Source organism: Methanoculleus sp. UBA291, assembly GCF_002499755.1.
GTDB classification, from domain to species: Archaea; Halobacteriota; Methanomicrobia; order Methanomicrobiales; family Methanoculleaceae; genus Methanoculleus; species Methanoculleus palmolei.
This window is the reverse complement of sequence record NZ_DANC01000007.1, coordinates 22,262-37,623: the sequence shown is the minus strand read 5'-3', so window position 1 is coordinate 37,623 and position 15,362 is coordinate 22,262. Positions and strand designations below refer to the sequence as shown.

Here is a 15,362-nt window from a genome sequence, read left to right as displayed (position 1 = left end):
ACACTCCGTCATTTATGCCGCATCGCCTCGATCGGAGTCAGTTGTGAGGCTTTCCACGCCGGGTAGAACCCGGCGGCGATGCTCGTTCCTATACCGAACGCTATCCCGAAGACGATATACCCGACCGCACTGAGATTAAAGACTGTGAAACCCTCGCCGAAGGTCGTCCCGGCCGTGAAGACTTCGACCGCGACGAGACTGATCAGGTAGCCAGAGATGGCGCTCGCGATGCCGCCGACGATGCTTCCGATGAGCCCGAGGACCAGCGCTTCATACAGGAACAGACGGAGAATCTCCCTTCTCCGGGCCCCTATGCTCCTCATGACGCCGATCTCCCGGATACGTTCGGTGACCGAGATGTACATGACGTTGAGGATGTTGACGGCGGCGACAATGAGCGAAAGCCCTCCGATTCCGAGAAGGAACACCGTGATCTGCTGGTAGATCTCCTCGTACTGTCGGAGCATGTCGCGCGAGTCGAAGATGTCCACCACTTCTTCGCGCCGGTTGAACTGGTTCTCCAGCACCCCCTTCACCCGATCGATCTCGGCGATGTCGCCGATCCGGACGACGACCATCGAGTAACCGTCCCCGACTCCGAAGTGGCTCTCGTACCAGGTATCGGAGACGACGATCGCGTAATCGGGGTTGATATCGGCGGCAAGTCCGCGCTCCGTAAGCACGCCGGCCACCCTGATACTCTCCTCGCCGACCGTGATCCTCGAGCCCGGGCTTATGCCGTACTCCCGGGCCAGATGGGTCCCGACGAGCGCACCCGGCTGGTTCTGCCGGAGGTACTGTCCTTTCGCGATGTTCAGCAGGACGGGGATGTCTTCCGGCGCGAGCCCGATGATCTGAGCATAACCGCCCTCACCGCGACTGAACTCCACCTCATCCGCGCCCTGGAGCACCGGGATCGTGCGGTGCGGGTTTGCCGCCCGCCGGATCTCCTCGACCTCGCGCGCAGGGATGGCGGCATCCACAGCCGTCCGCGGGTCTCCGGTGAAGGTCTCGCCGATCGCAGTATGTGGCGTGATCACCAGGGTGTCCCCGACGTCGGTGATGACGTTGGCGAGCAGGAGGTTGATGCTGCTCGCCATGATGCCCAGAGATGCGATGGCGACGACGCCGATGATGATCCCGATGATCGAGAGCGCCGAACGTATCCAGTGCCTCCGGAGGTTCCGGACCGCGAACGAGAAAAACATCACGCGAGCCTCCCGTCCACGATCCGGATCGTGCGGTGAGCGTATGCGGCGACGTTGGGGTCGTGGGTGACCATGACAATCGTCTTACCCTCCCGGTTCTCCCCCGCAAGGAGGTCCATGATCGCAGTCCCGGTCTTCGAGTCCAGGTTCCCGGTCGGCTCGTCGCAGAGGAGGAGGTCGGGGTCGTTCACGAGCGCCCGGGCTATCGCCACGCGCTGTTGCTGCCCGCCGGAGAGCTCGCCCGGCGTGTGAGTGAAGCGCGACTCGGTAATCCCCACCGCCGCGAGAACCTCGACCGCCCGCCGCCGGCTCTCCGCCCGGCCAGTGGTGAGGACGATGGGGAATTCGACGTTCTCGACCGCCGAAAGCAGCGGGATGAGGTTGAAACTCTGGAAGACGAACCCGATGCGATCCCGTCGGAGCCGGGTGAGGGCGTCGTCGCCGAGCCCGGAGATATCCTGACCGGAAAGGTAGATCCTCCCCGAGGTAGGGATGTCGAGGCAGCCCATCATGTTTAAGAGCGTCGATTTTCCGGAGCCGGACGGCCCCATCACGGCGATGAACTCCCCTGGTTCCACCGTGAGGGAGACGTGATCGAGCGCCACAACGTCGCCGGCCGGGAGCCGGTAGATCTTGCTAACGTCCTCGAACCGGATGATGGGCATTGCCGTTACGTCCGTCTTCGGGAGTAGATAATTACTCCGGTTATCCCTAACGCGACAAGCACGACGATGATTATGCCGACGAGCGATATGTCGCCATCCTGATCTTCGGGGAGGCCGCGGCGCCGTGCATCCGGTAACTCTGCAGAGGATGAAGGAGGGATTGTAACTGCTCTTCTGCGAAAATTCTGCATGCATGCTTACCAGACCAACGGGATCAGCCTGTATTTCACCTTCGCCTGACATTCCTGATATCCTTCGAGTTCATCTGCAAGCGTTCTGTCTTCCAACGCGGTCCGGACCAGCATCAGAACGAGTATGATGCCGGTCGGGATCAGCCCCCACAGCGAGCCCAAGAGCAGCGGCGTGACGGCCATATATAAAAATCCGCCCAGATAACCGGGATGCCTGACGTAGCGGTAGGGGCCGTCACGGCATACTGCGTGGCCCCGCTCCTTTTGTACGCGCACGACCGAAGAGAAGAAATTGTTCGTCCCCTTGGCCCAGGCGAAGATCAGATTGCCCGCAATGTAAACAACGGAGGCGACCGCATACACAGCCGCCGGCAGCTCGGGGGACAGGCCGAGCCTCCCGGAATCCAGCGCGGAAAGGCTGATGGTGATGAAAAAAAGAAGCGTTGAAAGCGCCAGATAGATTTTATCCCATGCCTTGGCGCCCGGGCCCGGCTTCAGCCTTTCGTTGATCAGACCGGGGTTATGCGCGACGAAAAGGAATGAAACAATAAACATGGATATCATCAGTAAGGAATACAGGATGCCCTGCCAGAACAGCCATTTGCCCGCGCAGATGAAGATCAGGGCCGCAACCAGAACGACGGCGGATAATGATTTGAGAACAAGGTTTTTATTCAATACGGTGGTTGCTTCTCCCATAGCATGAAGTTCCTTTCCAGTTACGCAGAATGTGGATAAATTTTACCGCCCCGACGGCCAGTGTACCGCTGCCGCAGCCGATATCCAGCAAAACGCCGTTTTCGTCCCAATGGAGATAGGCGAACGCATCAGGCTTTTCCTGCACCTTCATGATTTGTCCCTCCGGCGAGGTCCACATGGCTTTTGCGCGGTTACGCAAAGCCATCTCCCGTTTGGATGTTCATAGCAGGATATGCCGCAAAATCCGGCTTTGAGGAGTGTTCTGGACAGATCCTCCCTGGTGTATACAGACAGATCCAGCATTTTTATCCAGTTCTCAGCGTCCTCCGGGCGGGCGGCCTCATTGCAGATGAAAAAAACGCCGTTTTCCTTTAAGACGCGCCGGACTTCCATGAAATCGTGGAGCAGGTCCGGCCAGAAGTAAATGGTTTCAAACGCGGTTGCTATGTCGAATTCCCCGTCTTCAAAAGGCAGGGAGGAGACGCTTGCCTGCAGGACGCTTACCCGTCCCGCAAGGACCGCCGCTCTGTTTTTGCGTCTGGATTTTTCCACGCTTACCGGCGAGTAGTCCACGCCGTGTACGCTTCCCTGCGGCACGCGGGAAAGCAGGTTGCTGATATTTTTCCCGCCGCCGCAGCCGATGTCCAGGACCCTGGCTGCCGGCGGGATCTCAAGGTGCGTAAGTCCCCAGAGCGCAACGGGGTTGTGAAAGGCGTTCATCATGGACAGAGCCAGCCTGCCGCCTATGCTTTCAGGCTTTCGCGCATTTTGAAAAAAATTCTTCAGGATAGTCAATTGCAGCACGCTCCTATCTTACGCCGTTTCGTCTGTATTTTCGGGGAGATCCCATAATTCCGAGCCGCATCTCCTTTCGCAGAAACCATGTACATTTCTCCTTTTGTCAGATCTCACGAATGAAAAGCCCGAACAACGGATTGCAGCAGAACCCGTGCACTCGTCCGGGGATAAATCGGCTATTTGCACTCCTTTCAAGGAAGAGTATTCACTTCGGTCTTAATCAAAAGTGGCCGCATCATTCTCGGAAGAGGTGAGCAAACCGAAGATACGATGGGAGGAGACGGTTCCACGGTTAGAGGAGGTGCGGGCGGACTGCAGCCTCGGGGAACATTCTCAAACGAACGGCCTGCTTCCCTTCGCAGGAAAGCGGCGCGTGGGCGTAGGATAGTCGAAAAAGAACATAGGATTTACGCAGTTGACCGCAAGGTCGATCAGCTGCACGGTGTCAGCCTGCGGATTCAGGCTTTTCCTGTACCTTCCTGATTCATCCCTCCGGTGAGGGCCGCATGGCTTTTGCGCGGTTCAACGACGGATGAATATATTTCTTCTCTGCTTTGCCTGCCTTCTTTTGTAAAACCCAGCATGGGCCAGCAATGGCACAGGCCTTCCCCGATATGTACCGTACATTCCACGTTTGCCCGTCCGGCAGCGGCCTGCATGGCCGGTAAAAAGGCCAGCATAACTTCATGCGTCCCGTAATAAAGAACCAGCTTGGGAAAGCCTGTCAGGTCATACAGCGCGGGCGACAGGAGGTACCGGTCTTCCTGCGCGGCTAAGAGCGGGCCGATGTTTTGAAAAAAGGAGGGAGGTATCATCGGGTCTTTAGGCGCCAGCCGCTCCATCTCTCTCATCTGCTCCCCGCTCGGCGGCAGCTGCGTTCCCGACGATACCAAAATGAGGCTGCTCGGCATTGGATACCTGAAGCCCTCCTGTTTGTTCTGTATACACACGGAACAGGCCAGTGCGGCGCCGGAAGAAAAACCGATGAAGGTTATCTGTTCGGCCGGGAAGCGCTCCAGCATCATCCCATAGATCTCCATCACCATCCTGACGGCATCCACCAATTTGTAGCGGGGCAAAAGAGGATATACCGGGAACCACACCTCTGCATCCGTTGCTTCTGCCGTTTCCACGGCAAACAGAAAATCGCCTTTATCCGGGGGCAGAACATATCCGCCGCCAAACAGATACAAAACTGCTCTCCGGGGCTTCGCATCTTTCTTTGAAATGACAAAGTACCTGTGTTTGCCTATCTTCCCTTCCGAGAGATCGCATTTTTTATTGATTGAACGGGGCACCCTGACCGATTGTTTCCGCCCCATTTTCATGATCATCTTCGAAAACGCCTCACCTTCCTTTGCCATCATCCGCCTGGCCCCGGATAAAGCAATCAATCGTTCCGTAATCCGATATGTTAAACTGGGCATTCGATGACCCCCTCATCCATACAGCACGGTTTTTCCAGCAAGGCAGCCCTGCAGATCGGGATTTTCGGGACGGTCGCCACGCGCAAACCCGCGGCTTTCATTCCGGAGAGTTCTCCGTCATACGTCTTTTTGCCGACATGGATGACCGGCTCCGCGAACAGGAGCCTGCCGCCCGGTTTAAGCGCGCTGTGCATCTCCCGGATCATCCGCTCCTGATCGGAAACCTCGTGCAGCATCATAAAAGCAAGGACAAAGTCAACCGTACCGTTCCACCGTTCGACGCGCAGGGAATCCGCGCCGCACAGGTGCGGTTCAATCCGGTCTGCTACAGTTTCCCTGCCTGCATACCGAACCATACCCGCAAGCATTTGCCGCTGAATGTCGACGGCGATAACCCTCCCCGTGCGGCCGACCATCTTCGCCATCGGGACAGTAAAAAACCCCATCCCGCAGCCGACGTCCATGACGGTCATGCCTTCGGATAGATAAGGCTTTATTATGCGGTAGGGGCTGTGAAACAGCCCGCGCACCGGACCGGCCAGCATATGCCCTGCCCACCACGGGCAAATTATCCCATCGTTCAAGGGATCACCCCTGGGTAGAGGTTTCTAACCTCAATTTTAGCAATGCGCCTATTTTTCTTCAATACGTCCTCTTCCCTCATAGATTATTTCCTGTCTTCGAATCCCCGCTCCGGCTCCCACGCACAGTCTCCCATCATCTCGTATCGACAATTGCAGCAATCGTCGCCGTCACCGAGTGTTTTGGTCCGGTAAAACCCGCAGCCCATATAGTGAGAGACCAGATAGTCGAGCCGGCAAACGCCCGGCAACAGGTCCGAAGCATGCAGTTTCTCACATAACTTTTTCATCCCGCATGCGTAGATATCGATTTCAAAGGCGTTGCCGTCGATCTCACGAAACCGGATTTTGTAATCATATTTATGCAGGTCGTTTTGAGCCGACTTCACGGCATGCCCGGGCGCTCTCTTTCTAAACCCGCCAAGGTATATTTTCGTCCCATATCGTTTTAGCAGCCATGACGGAATGAGCCGAATCATATCTTCGTTTATGCTCCAGATCAACTCAACAGTGCCGGCTCTGTCCAGCCCCATGACCCGGAACGACCGATACCATGCAATGTACGCGGGGGTAAAAGCATAGTTGAATTTGAATATGCTGTCGCCTATATCGGGCACCTGCGGGCGTATCGCCCGGTACTCCCGCTTTGCTCTGGCCTTGAAATCCTTATAGAATGATTCGCCGTAACACTGAGTAATGTCGTTTTTAGCCGCTTTTAGGCCGATGAGAAAGATAAGGGCGCTTATCATTCCTTTTCCCCTACGGGGTCTACCCAATCAGCGATTGTCCGGAGGACCGGAGTCAGAGATCAGTTGTAATTTTTGTTATTCTCGTTAATACGAATGCAATTGGATGCAAAGTGCCGGAGGAGTGCGGATTGTGAACTAAACATCCTGTCCTCTCCAATTCAACGTGAAGATAGCGAGCCGGTCGTTAAAATTTCGAATAACAGGAAGGGAGGCGAACAGTCTGCCTCTGAGAGAGTGTTTTTTCATCTCGCAATTAAAACTCTTTTCATCAACGAGCTTCAAGCCATCGCAGAGTTTTTCGACCTCTTTCCCCGACTTTACGCCCCATTTGAAGGTAGCCTCCGTGTTTTTGACGGTATCATGCAACTTGCTGCCTTTTGCTGAAATCGGCGGCATCAACTCTGCCAGCAATATGACATCAGCGAAATTGTCTTTTATAATCCGTAACAGTTGCCTTACCTCCTCCTCGTTAAAATACATGAGCACCCCCTCCAGGAGAATAATGGTTTTCTCGCCTTTTTTTACTTCCAGGGGCCATGAAGAATCCAGAGCGGATTTCGCTATCAAATGCACCCTTTCCTGCTCCGGGAAGAATTGTTTTCTGGCGCAGATCACCTCGGGGAAGTCCAGATCATACCAGGTCAGCACTCCGTTGTCAACTCTTGAAAATCTCGAATCAAAGCCGCAGCCGATAGAAATACACACAGATCGGGGATATTTTTTCAAATAGCGCCTGACGGCCTCATCGAAGAGAATGGTCCTCGCCACGACCCCCTCGTGGCTCATGAATATATCATATCTGGAAGTATCCAGGTTCAACGTTTCTATGATCTCCACAGCCTTGAGATCGTGAATCCTTGCATTGGGCCGTTTTGTTTCGCTTGCCTTAATGGCAAGGGGTATCAGCATCGTCTCCTGTACACCCTTAAGCGGAATCATCTTCCTCCTCCCCGTCATCCGGCGGCCGGGACAGTCCCGCCCAGTTTCCAGCCGATCGCCTTCTTGCGTGCATCCACGAAATCGGCGTAAAAGCCAGGCCGGGAAAGCAGTTCCTCGTGGGTGCCCCGCTGCACGACCCTGCCGCCGTTCAGTACAAGGATCTGGTCGGCGTTTCGGACCGTCTTCAGGCGGTGGGCAATCATGACGATGGTCTTCTCCCTTGTCAGGGATTCAATGGCACGCTGAAGCTGGTCCTCGTTTTCCGGGTCCACGTTCGCGGTCGCCTCGTCCAGCAGCACGATGGGTGCGTCTTTGAGCAACGCACGGGCGATGGAGATGCGCTGCCGCTCGCCGCCCGATACGGTGGCGCCGCCCTCCCCGAGAACGGTATCGTAGCCATCCGGCAGGTCCGTGATGAAGTCGTGGCAGCAGGCTTTCTTCGCCGCTTCCACCACCTGCTCGTGAGTCGCAGACGGAGAGCCGAATTTGATATTGTTCTCGATCGTGTCGTTGAAGAGATACACGTTCTGGAACACCATGCTGATGTTTGAGAGCAGGCTGTCCGGAGTGTATTCCCGCACGCCCCGCCCGCCGATCCTGACGCTGCCGAAATCCACGTCCCAGAAACGCGCGATCAGGTTGCATATCGTCGTCTTGCCGCTGCCCGACGGCCCCACGATAGCCGTCGTGGTCCCTTCAGGGATCTTGAAGTTCACGTCCTGGAGCACCGGCCGCTTCCCATAGGAAAAGCCGACATTCTCAAATTCGATGTCAAAGCTCCTGGGCGCAATAGCCTTCCCGCCCTCGCCCATCACGGGCACCCTGTCGATCTCGTTGGCCCGGTCGATGGAGGCCGCCGTCAGCTGCAGCAGGGCCACGCCGTTTCCCACAGACAGAAGCTGTTCGAAGACCACGAACGACACGATCAGCATCATCAGGCAGACGACAAGCGTCATACTGCCCCCGAGGTAAAACAGAATGGACGCGAGTATAATCCCGACCGAGAACAGCCAGAGCACGACCTGCTGCAGGGCGTTATACGGCGTCAGGGCCTTCGTGAGCGCTGTTTCTTTCGCACAGCTCTCTTCGATGGCCCGGTCCACTTTTTTGTCCCGCTCTGCATCCAGGCTAAAGGCTTTCACGACGCCCATACCCTGGACGGTCTCCAGCACGGCTTCCACCAGCCCCTCCTGCGCGGCCTGACGTCTGGGCGAATCGCTGCGTGAGCGCCTTTCCGTAAGCGACGCGGTCCAGAGAAACACCAGGAGGCCGGCCGCCACGACGAGGCCGATCCGCCAGTCGAAAAGGAGTATTGCCAGGGTAAACACCACGGTGGTGATCAGTCCTCCCAGCACCAGCACCAGAACCCTTGGCGCCTGATTCTCCACGTCGCCCAGAATCGTCGTGGCCATCGCCGTAATGTTCCCCAGGCTGTTCTGGTTGAAGTACCCCATCGGGATAACCTTCAGTTTGTCGCCGATCCGAATGCGCTTTTCGGCAACCATGAAGTAGCCCGCGTTGGTCTGCTGCAGCATGGAGAAGTACCGCGTTACGATCCTCCCGAGAATGCTTGCCAGCATCAGGCCGAGCGCCGCCCAGGCGACCCGCATGTCGGTACTTCCTGTGACCAGCGCGTTCAAAACGACAAAGATGGCGACAAACATCAACGCGTAGAATACAGCGTTGAAAAAGTCTATAATCACGGATTTTTTGATCTCGTTCTGCTTGTTGCCTGCAAACGCCCAGATCTTTCTTAATACGCCTATCATCCTTATGCACCATCCCTTACGCCGATGTGCGCCTGCCACATAGTTCGGTACAGTTCCGAAGCGGCAAGCAGTTCCTCATGTTTTCCGTTCGCCTCGACCCTGCCTTTATTTACGAGCACGATCTGATCGGAATCGGTCACGGTGGAGAGCCGGTGTGCGATAACAAGCAGTGTTTTTCCCGCCACCAGCCTGGACACCGACCGCTGGATCTCCGCCTCGTTTTCGGGATCGGTGTAAGCCGTCGCCTCGTCAAGGATGACGATGGGCGCGTCCTTGAGCATGGCGCGGGCGATGGCGACGCGCTGACGCTCCCCGCCGGAGAGGTGACTGCCCGCCCCGCCGACGCGGGTATCGTAGCCGTGCTCCAGCCCGCGGATGAACGCGTCGCATCCGGCGTTCTTTGCGGCAGCCTCCACCTCGGCGTCGGAGGCCGAGCGTCGGCCCATGCGGATGTTCTCGCGGACGGTATCGTCGAAGAGATAGTTATCCTGCGCCACGTAGGAGATAAGGCTCGAAAGCTGGCGCTGGGGAATCTCCATTAAATTGACGTCGCCGATCATGATCTCGCCTTCCGTCACGTCCCAGAAGCCCGCGATCAGCCTGGCGATGGTGGACTTTCCGCTGCCGGACGGGCCGACCAGCGCCGTGACCGTGCCGGGACGGATCGTGAGGTCGACGCCGCAGAGCGCGGGCTCGGCGCTGTTTTCATGATAGGAGAAGGAGACGTTCTTCAGGGCGATGGTCGGATCGGAGATCTTCGCGTCCTTTGTGGGGCGCCCAAGCTCCGGCGCGGAGAGGATGTCGTCCACCTGCTGCACTACCGTCCCCATCGCGGCGATGCTGTCGGTAAAGTTGATGGCAGTGAGAATGGGCCCAATAATCCCGAGCGAGAGGATGATCACGGTAATGAATTCGGGCGCCGGCAGACTGCCGTTCGCGTAAAAAAAGAAGCCGATCGGCAGTACGGTCGTAAGGGTGGCGGGGCAGATGGCGAAGAACGCGGCGTGCGGAAGCTGGCAGCTCTTCATCCAGTTGTAGAAATAGGCCGCATTGTCGTTGACGGCGTCGGCATACTTCTGGTAGGATCTGGCGCTCTGGTTGAACCCCTTGATGACTTCGATGCCGCCGATATACTCCACCACCGCGCTGTTCATCCTTTTTCCGACCTCCACCGACCCGGCATACTGTGCAGGATAGGTCTTCATGACGTGCACCATGAAGATCATTCCCACCGGCAACGTAATGAGGGATACAAGCGCCATGCGCCAGTCCAGCACAAAAAGGAACACGAACAGCAGGATCGGGCCAAGGATGCTGGCGGTCATCTCGGGCAGCATGTGCGCAAGGGTAGGCTCCAGCCCCTCTACCCGGTCCACGATGACGTCCTTATACCGGCCGGAGGGTGTGTCCAGCAGGGCGCCCATCGGCATCCGGGAAAGCTTTGAAACCAGGCTTTTGCGGATGTCCCGCAGCGTCATGAACGTGGCGGTATGGGAGATCGTCGTCGACCAGTTTGCAAGCAGCGCCTTGCCCAGGTATCCGGCCGCCGCGACGGCGCACCAGAACAGATAAAACGAGATCCCCCCCTCCCCGGCGAGCAGCCCGACAACCATCCGCGCCACGGCGAGATACGGAACAAGCCCCGAGGCAACGCCCAGAACCGCCAGAAAAACCGAAGCGGCGAATTTGCCCTTATATGGCCGGGCAAAACGGCGAAGCAGGGAAATGGGGTTATTCTCCTTTTCTTTTTCCATATATATTCTTCCTGTAGTGAGAGATCAGGGACGAAAAGCCCGTACAATGCACGGGCCTGTCCACAGATACCCGTCCCCAATTGCAACGGCACCGAGGCACCCCTTCGGGAAGAAAGCGGCCATCTGCACTCCACCTTAAAGAAAGGATATTCACTTCGGTCTTAATCAAAAGTGGCCGTATCATTCTCGGAAGAGATGAGCAAACCGAAAAATACGGCAGGAAGGCCCGGTTCCAGGGCCAGAGGAGGTACGAGCGAACTGCGACCCGGGGGTCCGTCACCTTCGAAGATCTGTCGGGCCGCTTCGGCACAGCCCCGGAGTTGCTTCGTCTTCGACGGTCGTGAGTCCACATGGGAGAACGATGGGAACTCCTGCTTCAACCCTGCTCCCGCGATTCGGCATAAAGCCTTTGACGGCAGAGAGATAACCTCTAAAAACAAGCATTTGACGACGGGGGTCCGAGGAAACATGGGACAGAACAACATCTATATCATCGGCCACAAGCAGCCCGATACCGACAGCATCTGCAGCGTCATCGGCTACGCGGAACTCCGCAACCACGCCGAGCCGGGGAAGTACATCCCCGCGCGGTGCGGGGAGATAAATGCGGAGACGAGTTTTGCGCTCGAGACGTTCAACGCTGAGGCGCCGGTCTACATAGCAAGCGTCGAGCCCGCCGTGTCCGATATACCGCTCGATACCCGGAGCGTCAGGAAGGACGTTCCGACGATCGACGTCGCCGCCCTGATGGATACCTACGACATGCGGAACATGCCGATCACGGACGAAGAGGAGACGCTGGTCGGCCTCGTCAGCGAGTACGGCCTCGCCCGGGCATACGTCCGGAAGAACCCCCGGGAGCGGCTCTCGCTCATCCCGATGCCGCTTGAAACGCTCGCCCGCATCCTCGACGCCCGGGTCGTCGTGCCGGCGCGTGAAATGCTCGGGGAGGGCCGGGTCTACACCGTCATCGATGCTCTGCACGTCACCCTCTCCCGGATGACGCCGGACGACATCGCGATCGTCGGGGATAATGAACCGGCCCAACTTGCCCTGATATCGGCAGGGGTCGCCGCGCTCATCATCGCCGAAGGGGCGCCGGTCGGCGAGCGGGTGATCGCCGCCGCCCGGGAAAGAGGGGCTTCGGTGCTCGCGACGACGCTTGACGCATTCAGCGTCGGCAAGATGATCAGCCTCTCCCTGCCGGCGAGCATGATCATGGAGACCGACGTTCCCACGGTGCGGATGGAAGACTCGCTTGAGTTCGCAAAAAGCGTCGTCTCAAACTCCAAGTTCCGGACGGCATGTGTCGTCGATGAAAACCGAAAGCACATCGGGCTTGTATCCCGGACGACGCTGATGCAGGACGTCCAGAAGTCGGTGATCCTGCTCGACCACAATGAGTACTCTCAGGCCGTGGACGGGATCGAACAGGCGGACATCCTGGAGATCATCGACCACCACCGCCTCGGCGCAATATCCACCCTCAAGCCGGTGAAGTTCCTCAACGATCCCGTAGGATCGACCTCGACGATCGTGACGACCAAGTTCATCGAGGCCGACGTGGAGCCCACGCCGTCGACCGCCGGCCTCCTCCTCGCGGGGGTCCTCTCGGATACGATGGTGATGAAACTCTCGACGACCACGCCGGGGGATATCCGGGCGGCGGACTACCTCGCGGGGATCGCCGGCGTCGACCCGGCCGAGTTCGGGCCCGAACTGATCCAGAGGGGCATGGATCTCGACGCCCTCCCGATGGAGGAACTCCTCACCCGGGACATGAAGCGCTACAACCTCTTCGGGCGGAGCATCATGGTGTCTCAGGTGATGGCGTCGTCGTTTACGTTCGCAGAGACCCGTGCCGACGAGATCCGCGCCGAGCTCGAACACCTGCGGACGACGATGGGGGTCGACTGCTTCTTAGCGCTCTTTACCAATGTCTTTAGCAATGCAAGCGACCTCTTCGCCGCCGGAGACGAGGCCTGCATCAATAAACTGAACCTGCGGGACCAGCCCGCCCGGCTTGAGGGCGTCATGTCCCGGAAAAAAGACTTTATCCCGAAGTTCGGGCAGATGCTCCGGCAGTTGTAGAAGCCTGCCGGAACAGTTCAACCCTTTTTCTTCCGAAGCATTCCGGCAGCGTAGCGGGAGAGTCCGGAGACGCCGTCGGTCGAGGGGTGGACCTCGACGATATCGTCGAAATCGTAGACGGTGATGCCGCGCTTCATCAGGTAGCCGAGGTAAGAAAGGAGAGCCGATGCCCCCGGGACGCCGGCAGCGGCCCCGATAAGGCAGCCGGTCTCCGGATCGACCCGGATCTGGGTAAGCCCGGCCCAGCCCTTCGTCACGTCCCAGAACGAGCCGGGGCCTGCAGGTGCCGGGGCCGAGAGGGTGACGCCCCCGTCGGCGCCGGTCGAGGCGAAGGCGTAGTCGTAGCGGAGGCTCAGCGCCTGAGGGATGCCCTCGTAGTCCATGACGGTGTCGCGGCCGAGGATATTCTCGGCCGCCACCACACCCTCCCGCCGGGCGGCCGGGGTGAGATAGGGCGGGCCGATGACGTCGCCGGCGGCGTAAACGTTCTCCACGCTCGTGCGCATCTGCCGGTCAACGATGATTGCGCCGTCCGGGCCTTTGCGGAGACCCTGCAGCGATTCCGACCGGGGGACGAGCCCGGTAGCAAGCAGGACGGCATCGGCCTCGATCTCCCCGCCGTCGGAGAGGAGGACCGACCGGACCCTTCCCGCACCTTCGATACTCGCGACAGGGGTCCCCTCGCGGATGCAAACCCCGGCAAGATCGCGCAAAACGGCCGAGCGCACCTTCGGATCGAGGTCCCGGAGCAGCCCGTGCCGGGCGACGATCTCAACCTCGGACCCGAATGCCCGGAATATATGCGCGAACTCCGCTGCCGCCACTCCGCCGCCGATAACGACCATACGCCGGGGGAGGTCGGGCATCGCCGAAAGCGTCCGGTAGGTGTAGACGCCGAAAAGATCGGTGCCGGGGACAGCGGGGATTGCCGCCCGCGACCCGGTGGCCGCGAGGACCGCATCGGCCCGGATTTCTTCATCGTCGATGAAGGCCCGACTGCCTTCCAGATGGCCTTCGGCCCCGTAGACGACCTCGACACCCGCCGCGCGGGTCTCGGCATCGAGGACCGAGGAGAGTTTCTCCTGGACCTCACAGACCCGTCTCCGGATCATCGGATAGGAGACGGCCGGGACCGAGTCGAGGATGCCGAGGTCCTTCTGGGTCCGGGCGTACTCGATGAGCCGCGCGACGTCGTTTAAGGCGCAAACCAGCATGCATCGCTCGTGGAGGCACTGGCCGCCGATCCTGCGCTGCTCGATGAGCCGGACTTCCTTCCCGGCCTGTGCCAGGTGCATCGCCCCGAACCTTCCCGCGGGTCCGCCGCCGATGACGACGATCATGGTTACCTACAGAAGTTCGACGCCCTCGTCCATCGGCATCGAGAGGATTTCGCCGGTGGATCCGTTGATCTCGACGATCTTGCTTCCTCCCCGCACCTGCCAGACCGGCACGTAAATGATCTCCAGGTCGACCTTGATGTTGTTCCGGTCGGGTTTGAGGGTCTTCTCCTCGTAGAAGATGGCATCGCCCTTCTCGTAGCGGAATCGCACCCGCTGGGTGAGCCGGTCGATGACATCCCGCACGAGCTGCTCCTCGACGTCCTCACGCACGAGCCGCGCCGATGAGATCTCGGAGCCGAACGGGACCGGCCCGCGCTCGACGGCGCCGGGGGGGATCTCCATCTTCAAGCCGTTGATGGCATTTATGGCCCCGGATGCTTCGGAATCAAAAGAGACCAGCCGGTCCTTCACCTCGCGCTCGCCGGTGCTCACATAGTGGTAACTCCAGTACGGGATGAACCGGCACTTCGCAGACCCGTGCAGCCCGGCGATGCCGCAGGCGCGCTTTTCAGTAACCTGGGCGGGGAGGTGAGGCAGGTCGGGCCCCGCTTCCGGACCCTCCGCCTCCGGCGGAGAGGCGGGATCTGCCGGGTCGCTCCGGATCACGGGGGCCGGCTCGCCGAAGTCCAGGATCAGGTTCTGCCCGAGCACCTCCGCAAGCATAGCCCTGCCCGCGTAACGGACAAACTCGTCCGCACCCCACCGGATGCAGTCCTCCGTCTGCAGCACCGCCGGATCAAGGGCAAAGAGCAGTTTCCTGCAGACCACATCATCGTCGCCGGTGCGTAGCCGGTAGGTCATCGAATCGAAAGATTTAATCGTCTCCGGGTCGTCTGAGCAGAGCACCACCAGGGCGTCTTCACTCCCGATTGCGGAGAGATCCAGCGGCTCGCCGACCTCTTCGACATCGTAGGAGGCCGCGACAAGGATCCGCTTCAGCACGTTCCGGGCTTTTTCCCGAGTCCCTCTCTCCATTCACCATACAATACCACAGGGAGGTTGAATTAGTTTTCCCTTTCGTCGGCCGGCTGGCGTGGAGAGCGGAGGCTGGGAGTCGGTCAGGCAGGCGGACCGCGCACTATCAGAGTCAATCATCAGTTCGCAACAGGAGCAGGCAAACGGTTGCGTCGTGAGAGCGGCCGTGGGTCGTG

Annotated in this window: 14 protein-coding genes; 1 reads left to right on the top strand and 13 read right to left on the bottom strand. The window is 58.9% G+C overall.

What is annotated here, in order from left to right:
• Positions 1 to 8 precede the first annotated feature (8 nt).
• The 11 genes from BP737_RS01755 to BP737_RS01705 all read right to left on the bottom strand — a co-directional run bounded on the left by BP737_RS01755 (position 9) and on the right by BP737_RS01705 (position 10,780).
• Positions 9 to 1,208, bottom strand: coding sequence for an ABC transporter permease (locus tag BP737_RS01755; RefSeq protein WP_292410035.1), 1,200 nt, complete (start codon positions 1,206 to 1,208; stop codon positions 9 to 11).
• Complete coding sequence (locus BP737_RS01750; protein WP_292410038.1) at positions 1,208 to 1,873, bottom strand: ABC transporter ATP-binding protein; 666 nt, start codon at positions 1,871 to 1,873, stop codon at positions 1,208 to 1,210. The genes BP737_RS01755 and BP737_RS01750 overlap by 1 nt, the downstream gene beginning before the upstream one ends.
• Positions 1,874 to 2,070: 197 nt before the next feature.
• Positions 2,071 to 2,763: an isoprenylcysteine carboxylmethyltransferase family protein gene (locus tag BP737_RS01745; protein ID WP_342685837.1), complete on the bottom strand. Its 693-nt coding sequence runs from the start codon at positions 2,761 to 2,763 to the stop codon at positions 2,071 to 2,073.
• A complete protein-coding gene (locus BP737_RS01740) occupies positions 2,735 to 2,914 on the bottom strand; it encodes a hypothetical protein (protein WP_292410041.1) in 180 nt (59 codons plus the stop codon). The genes BP737_RS01745 and BP737_RS01740 overlap by 29 nt, the downstream gene beginning before the upstream one ends.
• Positions 2,911 to 3,558: a class I SAM-dependent methyltransferase gene (locus tag BP737_RS01735; protein ID WP_292410043.1), complete on the bottom strand. Its 648-nt coding sequence runs from the start codon at positions 3,556 to 3,558 to the stop codon at positions 2,911 to 2,913. Before BP737_RS01735 ends, BP737_RS01740 begins: the two co-directional genes overlap by 4 nt.
• Before the next feature lie 461 nt (positions 3,559 to 4,019).
• On the bottom strand, positions 4,020 to 4,925 hold the full coding sequence (locus tag BP737_RS01730; RefSeq protein ID WP_292410044.1) for an alpha/beta hydrolase: 906 nt from the start codon (positions 4,923 to 4,925) through the stop codon (positions 4,020 to 4,022).
• A 50-nt stretch (positions 4,926 to 4,975) separates the two neighbouring features.
• Complete coding sequence (locus tag BP737_RS01725; RefSeq protein ID WP_292410046.1) at positions 4,976 to 5,533, bottom strand: class I SAM-dependent methyltransferase; 558 nt, start codon at positions 5,531 to 5,533, stop codon at positions 4,976 to 4,978.
• Positions 5,534 to 5,655: 122 nt separating this feature from the next.
• Positions 5,656 to 6,318, bottom strand: a complete 663-nt coding sequence (locus BP737_RS01720) for an L-2-amino-thiazoline-4-carboxylic acid hydrolase (RefSeq protein ID WP_292410048.1) — start codon at positions 6,316 to 6,318, stop codon at positions 5,656 to 5,658.
• A gap of 135 nt (positions 6,319 to 6,453) precedes the next feature.
• Positions 6,454 to 7,257 carry a class I SAM-dependent methyltransferase gene (locus BP737_RS01715; RefSeq protein ID WP_292410050.1) on the bottom strand — a complete coding sequence of 268 codons (804 nt, stop codon included), beginning with the start codon at positions 7,255 to 7,257 and terminating at the stop codon, positions 6,454 to 6,456.
• Between the two features lie 14 nt (positions 7,258 to 7,271).
• Positions 7,272 to 9,026, bottom strand: coding sequence for an ABC transporter ATP-binding protein (locus tag BP737_RS01710; RefSeq protein ID WP_292410052.1), 1,755 nt, complete (start codon positions 9,024 to 9,026; stop codon positions 7,272 to 7,274).
• Between the two features lie 2 nt (positions 9,027 to 9,028).
• On the bottom strand, positions 9,029 to 10,780 hold the full coding sequence (locus tag BP737_RS01705) for an ABC transporter ATP-binding protein (protein WP_292410054.1): 1,752 nt from the start codon (positions 10,778 to 10,780) through the stop codon (positions 9,029 to 9,031).
• 468 nt (positions 10,781 to 11,248) lie between these two features.
• Between BP737_RS01705 and BP737_RS01700 the strand changes: the two genes are divergently transcribed.
• Positions 11,249 to 12,871: a putative manganese-dependent inorganic diphosphatase gene (locus BP737_RS01700; protein ID WP_292410056.1), complete on the top strand. Its 1,623-nt coding sequence runs from the start codon at positions 11,249 to 11,251 to the stop codon at positions 12,869 to 12,871.
• Positions 12,872 to 12,888: 17 nt separating this feature from the next.
• Here BP737_RS01700 and BP737_RS01695 read toward each other — a convergent pair whose 3' ends face one another.
• A complete protein-coding gene (locus BP737_RS01695; RefSeq protein WP_292410058.1) occupies positions 12,889 to 14,211 on the bottom strand; it encodes an NAD(P)/FAD-dependent oxidoreductase in 1,323 nt (440 codons plus the stop codon).
• A 6-nt stretch (positions 14,212 to 14,217) separates the two neighbouring features.
• Positions 14,218 to 15,186, bottom strand: a complete 969-nt coding sequence (locus BP737_RS01690; RefSeq protein WP_292410060.1) for a hypothetical protein — start codon at positions 15,184 to 15,186, stop codon at positions 14,218 to 14,220.
• Between the last annotated feature and the right edge of the window lie 176 nt (positions 15,187 to 15,362).